The sequence below is a fragment of the Bacillus sp. SIMBA_008 genome (genome assembly GCF_046535495.1).
Taxonomy (GTDB): domain Bacteria; phylum Bacillota; class Bacilli; order Bacillales; family Bacillaceae; genus Bacillus; species Bacillus subtilis.
In genome coordinates this window covers 1-279 of sequence record NZ_JAWRWL010000321.1, presented here as the reverse complement: position 1 = coordinate 279, position 279 = coordinate 1, and the positions used below count along the sequence as shown (strand labels likewise).

1 protein-coding gene is annotated in these 279 nt (G+C 50.2%); it reads right to left on the bottom strand.

Annotated elements, in window-relative coordinates; translation table 11 throughout:
* Positions 1–279: CoA-transferase (locus SB658_RS23395; protein WP_410602673.1), on the bottom strand; the 279-nt coding region annotated here is incomplete at both ends.

Here is a 279-nt window from a genome sequence, read left to right as displayed (position 1 = left end):
GAGGTGGCTCATCACCACCACAACTTTTTTCGCCTTTTGCGCAAGCTCAATCGCTCCGCCCATCCCAGGTACTCGTTTACCTGGCACAATCCAATTCGCAAGATCGCCCTGACTGCTTACTTCAAGTGCACCTAAAATGGTCATATCCAGCATGCCTTTTCGAATGATGCCAAAAGCAGTCGTGCTGTCCATGTATGAGCCGCCTTTTGTTAACGTAATAGGAAAGCCGCCGGCATTGCACAAATTAGGATCTTCTTCCCCTTGTACTGGTGAGGCGCC